This is a genomic window from Amycolatopsis sp. GA6-003, from assembly GCF_046267895.1.
GTDB lineage: Bacteria > Actinomycetota > Actinomycetes > Mycobacteriales > Pseudonocardiaceae > Amycolatopsis.
Genome location: NZ_CP176499.1, coordinates 1,115,676 through 1,122,112 on the forward strand (window position 1 = coordinate 1,115,676; position 6,437 = coordinate 1,122,112).

Annotated in this window: 6 protein-coding genes; all 6 read right to left on the reverse strand. The window is 71.9% G+C overall.

Annotated features, from left to right (window positions below):
• Nucleotide 1 precedes the first annotated feature (1 nt).
• Genes F9C12_RS05055 through F9C12_RS05080 form a run of 6 tightly spaced genes read right to left on the reverse strand, consistent with a single transcriptional unit; the run spans nucleotide 2 to nucleotide 6,328 of the window.
• Nucleotides 2-1,102, reverse strand: a complete 1,101-nt coding sequence (locus F9C12_RS05055) for an HAD-IIIC family phosphatase (RefSeq protein ID WP_409464957.1) — start codon at nucleotides 1,100-1,102, stop codon at nucleotides 2-4.
• Nucleotides 1,099-2,226 (reverse strand): acyl-CoA dehydrogenase family protein, encoded by a 1,128-nt coding sequence (locus F9C12_RS05060; RefSeq protein ID WP_409464958.1) that lies wholly within the window; start codon nucleotides 2,224-2,226, stop codon nucleotides 1,099-1,101. Before F9C12_RS05060 ends, F9C12_RS05055 begins: the two co-directional genes overlap by 4 nt.
• The gene (locus tag F9C12_RS05065) at nucleotides 2,219-2,497 is read right to left on the reverse strand and encodes an acyl carrier protein (RefSeq protein WP_409180795.1); all 279 of its coding nucleotides are present in this window, start codon (nucleotides 2,495-2,497) and stop codon (nucleotides 2,219-2,221) included. The genes F9C12_RS05060 and F9C12_RS05065 overlap by 8 nt, the downstream gene beginning before the upstream one ends.
• Nucleotides 2,494-3,357, reverse strand: coding sequence for a 3-hydroxyacyl-CoA dehydrogenase family protein (locus F9C12_RS05070; RefSeq protein WP_409464959.1), 864 nt, complete (start codon nucleotides 3,355-3,357; stop codon nucleotides 2,494-2,496). The genes F9C12_RS05065 and F9C12_RS05070 overlap by 4 nt, the downstream gene beginning before the upstream one ends.
• Nucleotides 3,354-5,486 carry a condensation domain-containing protein gene (locus F9C12_RS05075; protein ID WP_409464960.1) on the reverse strand — a complete coding sequence of 711 codons (2,133 nt, stop codon included), beginning with the start codon at nucleotides 5,484-5,486 and terminating at the stop codon, nucleotides 3,354-3,356. Before F9C12_RS05075 ends, F9C12_RS05070 begins: the two co-directional genes overlap by 4 nt.
• A gap of 5 nt (nucleotides 5,487-5,491) precedes the next feature.
• Nucleotides 5,492-6,328: a hypothetical protein gene (locus tag F9C12_RS05080; RefSeq protein WP_409180798.1), complete on the reverse strand. Its 837-nt coding sequence runs from the start codon at nucleotides 6,326-6,328 to the stop codon at nucleotides 5,492-5,494.
• Nucleotides 6,329-6,437 lie beyond the last annotated feature (109 nt).

Below are 6,437 nucleotides of genomic sequence, written 5' to 3' on the forward strand. Positions count from 1 at the left end.
GTCAGCCTGGACGCGCCGCGGTTTCGGCGGCGACGGCCAGTTCCGGCGCGGCGAGGCTCATGGTCGTCGGGGCGTCGCGCCGGTCGGCCACCAGGTGCAGGCGCTGCAGGTCGTCCGCGGCGGCTTCGCCGAGCACGGCGAGGCACTCGCAGGCGTCGGCGGTGAACCCGGCGAACCGGTAGGCGATCTCCATCATGCGGTTGCGGTCGGTGGCCCGGAAGTCGGCGACCAGATGCGCGCCCGCCCGTGCGGCCTCGTCGATCAGCCAGTTGAGCAGCACCGCGCCCGCGCCGAAAGCGACCACCCGGCAGGAGGTCGCGAGCAGCTTCAGGTGCCACAGGCCCGGATGCCGCTCCAGCAGCAGCACGCCGACCGCGCCGTGCGGGCCGAACCGGTCGGCGAGGGTGACGGTGAGCACCTCGTGGGCGGGATCGGCGAGCAGCTTCCGCAGGTCCGCGTCGGAGTAGTGCACGCCGGTCGCGTTCATCTGGCTGGTGCGCAGGGTCAGCTCCTCGACCCGGGACAGGTCGACCTCGTCGGCCCGCTTGATCGCCATCACCAGGTCGAGGCTGCGCAGGAAGTCCTCGTCCGGGCCGTTGAAGGCCTCCTTCTCCGCGTCCCGGCGGAAACTGGCCTGGTACATCTCGCGCCGGCGGCGCGCGTCGACGGTGACGACCTCGGGGCTGAACTCCGGCAGCCCGGTCAGCTCGCCCGCCTGCGCGGCGTCGTAGCAGCGCACGGCGTCGCTGTGGTAGTTGACCTCCGCCCGCTCGGTCGGCAGGTCGTCGATGAAGGCGATGGCGGTCAGCGCGAAGTTCAGCCGCTCCGCGATCTGCGCCACCGAATCGGACTTGCGGCCCCAGCCGATCTGCGGATGCACGAAGTACTCGGCGAGGCCGAGCTTCTCCAGGTGCTTCCAGGCCAGGTCGTAGTCGTTCTTGCTGGCGATCGAGTTCAGGACGCCGCGCGAGTCGAGTTCGACGATGGTCTCCCGGATGCCCGGGAACAGCTCCACGTCCGGGTTCTCCAGCAGGGTCCCGTCCCATACGGTGTTGTCCAGGTCCCAGACCAGGCATTTGACCAAGGTCGGCTTGTCGGTCACGGAAGTTCTCCTCCCCGGTTGCGCAAGACGTGATCGGCCAGGATCAGCTTGCAGATCTCGTTGCTGCCCTCGATCAGTTCCATCAGCTTCGCGTCGCGGAACGCGCGGGCGGCGACGTGCCCGTCCCCCGCGCCCGTCGAACCGTGCAGTTGAACGGCGGCCGCGGCGGCCCGGGCCGCGTAGCCGGCGCTCGCGTGCTTGGCGAGCACCGTCAGCGCGCCGAGGTCGGGCGAGAAGCTGTCCCAGCCCTGGCTGGCGTGTTCGCAGGCGCGCAGGCTCAGCTGCTCGGCCACGTACATCTCGGCCAGGTGTTCCCGCACCAGCTGGTGTTCGGCGAGCGCCACCCCGCCCTGGCGCCGGTGCGCGACGTGCCGCGCGGCGGAGTCGAGGCAGGCCCGGATGATCCCGACGCACCCCCAGGCGATCGACATCCGGCCGTAGGACAGCGCCGTGGTGAACAGCAGCGACAGCGGCTGCTCGCCCCCGCCGAGCACCGCGGAGGCGGGGATCGCCACGTTGTCCAGGAAAACGTTCGCGTGCCCGGCCGCCCGGCACCCCATCGGATGCGGCACCGGTTCGATCCGCACGCCCGGGGCGGCGGCGGGCACCACGACCGCGGCGGCGCCGTCCCCGTCGCCGTGGCGGGCCACGACGAGCACGAAATCGGCGTAGCGGGCGCCGGTCACCCACTTCTTCTCGCCGTCGAGGACGAACCCGTCCCCTTCCGGCTTGAGCCGGGTGCGCATGGCCGCGAGATCGCTGCCCGCGCCCGGTTCGCTGAACCCGACCGCGGTCAGCTCGCCGCCGATGAGCCGGCCGAGCAGCTCGCGGCGCTGCGCCTTGCCGCCGAAGCGCTGGACGGTCCACGCCACGATGCCCTGCGAGGTCATGATGCTGCGCAGCGAACTGCACAGCTTGCCCGCCTCGGCGGTGAACTCCCCGTTTTCGGCGCTGCTCAGGCCCCGTCCGCCGAACGCCTCCGGCGCCTGCGCGCACAGCAGGCCGCGGGAGCCGAGGTCCCGCAGCAGCCCGGCGGGCAGCTCGCCCTCGACGTCCCAGCCCGCGGCCCGGTCGCCGACGAGCTCGCCGAGGAGGGCGACCTCGTCGGCGATCTTCTCAAACATCGCCGTCCTGGAGCCGGAGCACCAGCTCGGTCATGGCCGCCACGGTGCGGAAGTTGTCCAGTTTGAGGTCCGGGCCGACGATGGCGATGCCGTAGGTCGATTCGAGGTGCACGACGAGCTGCATCGCGAACATCGAGGACACGACGCCGGACGCGAACAGGTCCTGGTCGGTCTCGACGTCGGTCTTGATGCGCTCGCTGAGGAAGCCGAGCAGTTCCTGCTGAAGGCTTTCCGCGGTGCGCGGCGTGGCGGTGGTCTCCCCGGTCGTCATGACGCGACCTTTCCGTAGTCGTAGAAGCCCCGGCCGGTTTTCCGGCCGAGGTGGCCGTCCGCCACCTTCTGCAGCAGCAGATCGCAGGGACGGCAGCTTTCGTCGCCGCGGCGCTCGTAGAGCACGTTGAGGGAATCGACCAGGTTCTCCAGGCCGATCAGGTCGCCGGTGCGCAGCGGTCCGGTGGAATGGCCGAGGCAGCCTTCGAGCAGGCCGTCGACCACCTCGACGGAGGCGACGCCCTCCTCCACCAGCATCGCCGCGGTGTTGATCAGCGGGTGCAGCAGCCGGTTGATCACGAACCCGGCCGAGTCCTCGATCACCAGCGAGTCCCGGCCGAGCACCGAAAGCAGCCCGACGGCGTTGTCCAGCACCGCGGGCGCGGTGCGCGGGCCGCGGATCACCTCGACCATCTTGATCAGGTACGAGGGGTTCATGAAGTGCACGCCGACCAGTTCTTCCGGACGCGCGGTCCAGTCGGCCATCTCGTCGATCGGGATGCACGAGGTGTTGGAGATCAGCGTGGTGCCCGGGGCCACGATCCGCGAGGCCTCGGCGAGCACCTTCTCCTTCACCTCGGCCACCTCGGTGACGGCTTCGACGACGGTGGTCGCGTCCGCGATCGACGACAGCGAGGTGCTGGTGGCCAGTTCCCCCGCCGGGCGGTCCGGCAGGACGCCCATCAGCTGGGCGTGCCGGGTCTTCTGCGCGATGGCGGCCTTCGCCGTGTCCAGAACGGACTCGTCGAGGTCCACCAGCACGACCGGGACGCCGTGGCCGAGCGCGAGTGTCGAGATGTTCGTGCCCATCACCCCGGCGCCGATGACGGCGAGGCGGTGATCTTCGTAAGCCGTGGTCATACGTTCTTCCCTGCGGTCTCGTGAGCCGATTCCTGCCTTGCTTGTGACGCGCGCACCCACGCGGCCAGCGCCGCGGGAGTCGGGTGCTCGAACACCTCGGTCAGCCCGAGGGGGGTTCCGGTGAGCTCTTCGGCCCGCTGCGCCAGCACGGCGCCGAGCAGCGAATGGCCGCCCGCTTCGAAGAAGTGGGTCCGTGCGGTGGCCTCGCCGCCGAGCAGCTCCGCCCAGATCCGCACCAGGTCCTCGACCCATTCGTCCTCGTGGCCGCCGGTTTCCGGCCGGGTCTCCCGTTCGGCGAGCAGCCGCAGCGCCTCGGTGTCCAGGCCGCCGCCGGCGGTCTCCGGCAAGGCCTCCAGCGACACCACCGGCCAGGGGATTTCCTTCGGCGCCAACGGTTTCGCCGCCACCGCGAAGACCACGACGGCGTGTTCCCCGTCGTCCGCCGGGACGGCGACCGCCGCCGCGGCGGACACGCCGGGCTCGTCCAGCAGCGCCGCTTCGAGGTCGCCGAGGTCGACCGGGCCGTGCGCGGTGTCGAATCGGCGGCCGAGCCGGCCGAGCCATTCGATCGCGCCGTCGGGCAGCCAGCGGGCCAGTTCCCCGGTGCGCGCGGGGCCGTCGCCGGTGTCCAGGCACAGTTCCCCGCGGACCCCGACGGGCAGTTCCCGTCCGTCCGGAGCGACGACGGAGACCCGGCCGCCGGACAGTGCTCGTTCGCCGGGAGCCAGGGAGAGCCGTTCCTCCAGCGCGGCCGCGGCGCGGACCGGAACGGCCGCGGGAACGGTCACGGCCACAGGTGCGCGACGGGCGTGTTCGACGGTCTCGCGGTCGGTTTCGCTCCACCCGGCGGTTTCGGCCAGCGGCCGGTCCGGCGACTGGGCGGCGGCGACCAGCAGGGCGTCCAGCCGCCGCAGCAGCGCCTCCACGTCGGCGCGGTCGAAGTTCTCGGCGGAGTACCGGAACTGGATCTCCGGGGTCGTCTGCGAGGCGACCAGTTCGAGGTCGAACTTGCTGTAGGGGTTGTCCACCCGCAGCAGCCGGGCGGAGTGCCCGGCCACGGCCAGTTCGGTGACCGGCGGGTCGGGCACGAAGTTGAACAGGTGCCGGTACAGCGCGGTCTGCCAGGTGGAGCCGATGCCGGGCAGTTCGCCGGTCAGCTCCTCCACCGAGGTGTGCGCGTGCGCCATCGCGCCGAGGAAGGCGTCCCGGACGTGCCGGACGAGCGGGCCGAACCCGGCCGCCAGATCCACCTGCATCCGGATCGGCACCACGTTCACGTGGTAGCCGATGGCGCCGCTGTTCTCGCCGCGGACGTCGACCGGGGTCCCGACCACCAGATCGGCGCCCGCGCCGTGCGCGACGAGCAGCGCGGAGTAGGCGGCCAGCAGCACCGCCGCGGCCGGGGCGCGCAGCTTTCGCTGCAACTGCCCGATCGCCGTCAGCGCTTCGCCGGAGAGCGGGTGGCGCGCGTAGCCGCCGCGCATCATCGGCCGGCGGACGCGGGGCTGTCCGCACCACAGGTCGAGCGTGCCGGGGGTGAAGCCGCTCAGGTTTTCGCGCCAGTACTCGAGATCGGCGGGCCGCGCCCGGCTTTCCACGGCCGCCGGGGGGCGCGCCGGGGCGAGCGGCGCCGGACGCCCGGCGGCGATCGCCTCGTAGGCCGGGAGGAACTCCTCGAGGAACAGAGCGGCGGAAGTCATGTCGAACGCCAGGTGGTGGACGCCGAGGCAGAACAGGTCGCCGTCCGGGAGGCGGGCGTGTCCCGCGCGGATCAGCAGATCGCCCTCCAGCGGGAACGGGCGCTCCACGAACGCGGTGAGGTCCTTTTCCAGCTCCGCGCCGGAAAGGTCGAGCGGTTCGACCGTCACCTCGGCCACCTCCGCCGAGCCGGCGGGCAGGATCTCCTTGACCAGGTCGGCGCCACCGGCGCGGAAGACCGTCCGGAGCGCTTCGGTGCGCGCCACCACCACGGCCAGCGCCTCGCGCAGCGCGTCCGGGCGCAGCCGCCCCGCCACGTGCAGGGCGAAGCCGAGGTTGTTGATCCCCGCGCCGGGGACCAGTTCCTCCATCAGCCACAATGCTTTTTCTTTGTTGGTGGTCGCGGTCGTCGCGGTCGTCGTGGCGGCCATCGCGCTCAGAACCCGGAGTGGTCTCGAAGCGCCCGCGCGGTGTCGTCGGCGCGCAGCAGGTCGGCGTGGCTGACTTCGAGGCGGACCCGCTGGTCGATCAGCTTGGCCGCGTTGACCGCGGTGGGCGAGCCGTTTTCTTCCAGCGCCGCGAAATCGGTCGAGGTGAGCGCGAGCGAGCGGCCCCACGCGGAGGCGGGGTCGATGCCCTCGGCGGCGGTGAGCCACGCCATGTAGGTCTCGAAGAACCGGACGACCTCCTCGCCGCGTTCCGGTGCGAGACCGACCTTGCGGAACGCGCCGGTGGCCACCTCGCGGTAGAGCGCGACGATCTCGTCGGTGGCGTCGGCGAGCGCGATCCCCGGCGTGGTCACGATTTCGGCGGCCCGCAGCCGGGCCTGGCTCGCTTCGTCCGCGGTGAGCACCGGGCCGCCGAGCGCGATCAGCTTGTCGATCTCCACCGCCAGCAGCTGCTTGTCGGTGACCTGCCCGTCGAACAGCACCACGGCCGGTTCGGCGCTCTGCCGCCGGGCGATCCGCTCGGCGATCTCCGCCGCGTAGACGCCGCCGAGGCAGTAGCCGAGCACCGCGACCACCTCGCGGCCGCTCAACTGCTCGTCTCCGGTCCAGTAGTCCAGATAGGTGTCCGGGCCGGGCCGGTCGGCGAGGGTCACCGCGGGCAGCTTCGTCTGGAGCACGCCGTGCGCGGACCACGCGGAGCCCATCGCCGCGGTCAGATCCGCGAATCCCGCCTCGGGGCGGCCGGGCGCGGGGAAATCGACGGCGAGGACGACGGAGTTCGACGTGGGGGCGGAGAGCACGCTCCACGATTCTTCGTTGTGCACTGGCAGATCCCATCATCGAAGTCGGACGGCCAAGTTCCCCGCGCTCGCGGACGGCGAGCGCGCGCGGCGATTTCCCGGCACCGCCCGGGAAAAGGCGGCCCCGCGCTTT

Excerpts from the sequence above, each read along its gene's own strand:
- F9C12_RS05075 (WP_409464960.1), bottom strand. The coding sequence starts at position 5,486 with ATGGCCGCCACGACGACCGCGACGACCGCGACCACCAACAAAGAAAAA.
- F9C12_RS05070 (WP_409464959.1), bottom strand. The coding sequence starts at position 3,357 with ATGACCACGGCTTACGAAGATCACCGCCTCGCCGTCATCGGCGCCGGG.
- F9C12_RS05060 (WP_409464958.1), bottom strand. The coding sequence starts at position 2,226 with ATGTTTGAGAAGATCGCCGACGAGGTCGCCCTCCTCGGCGAGCTCGTC.
- F9C12_RS05065 (WP_409180795.1), bottom strand. The coding sequence starts at position 2,497 with ATGACGACCGGGGAGACCACCGCCACGCCGCGCACCGCGGAAAGCCTT.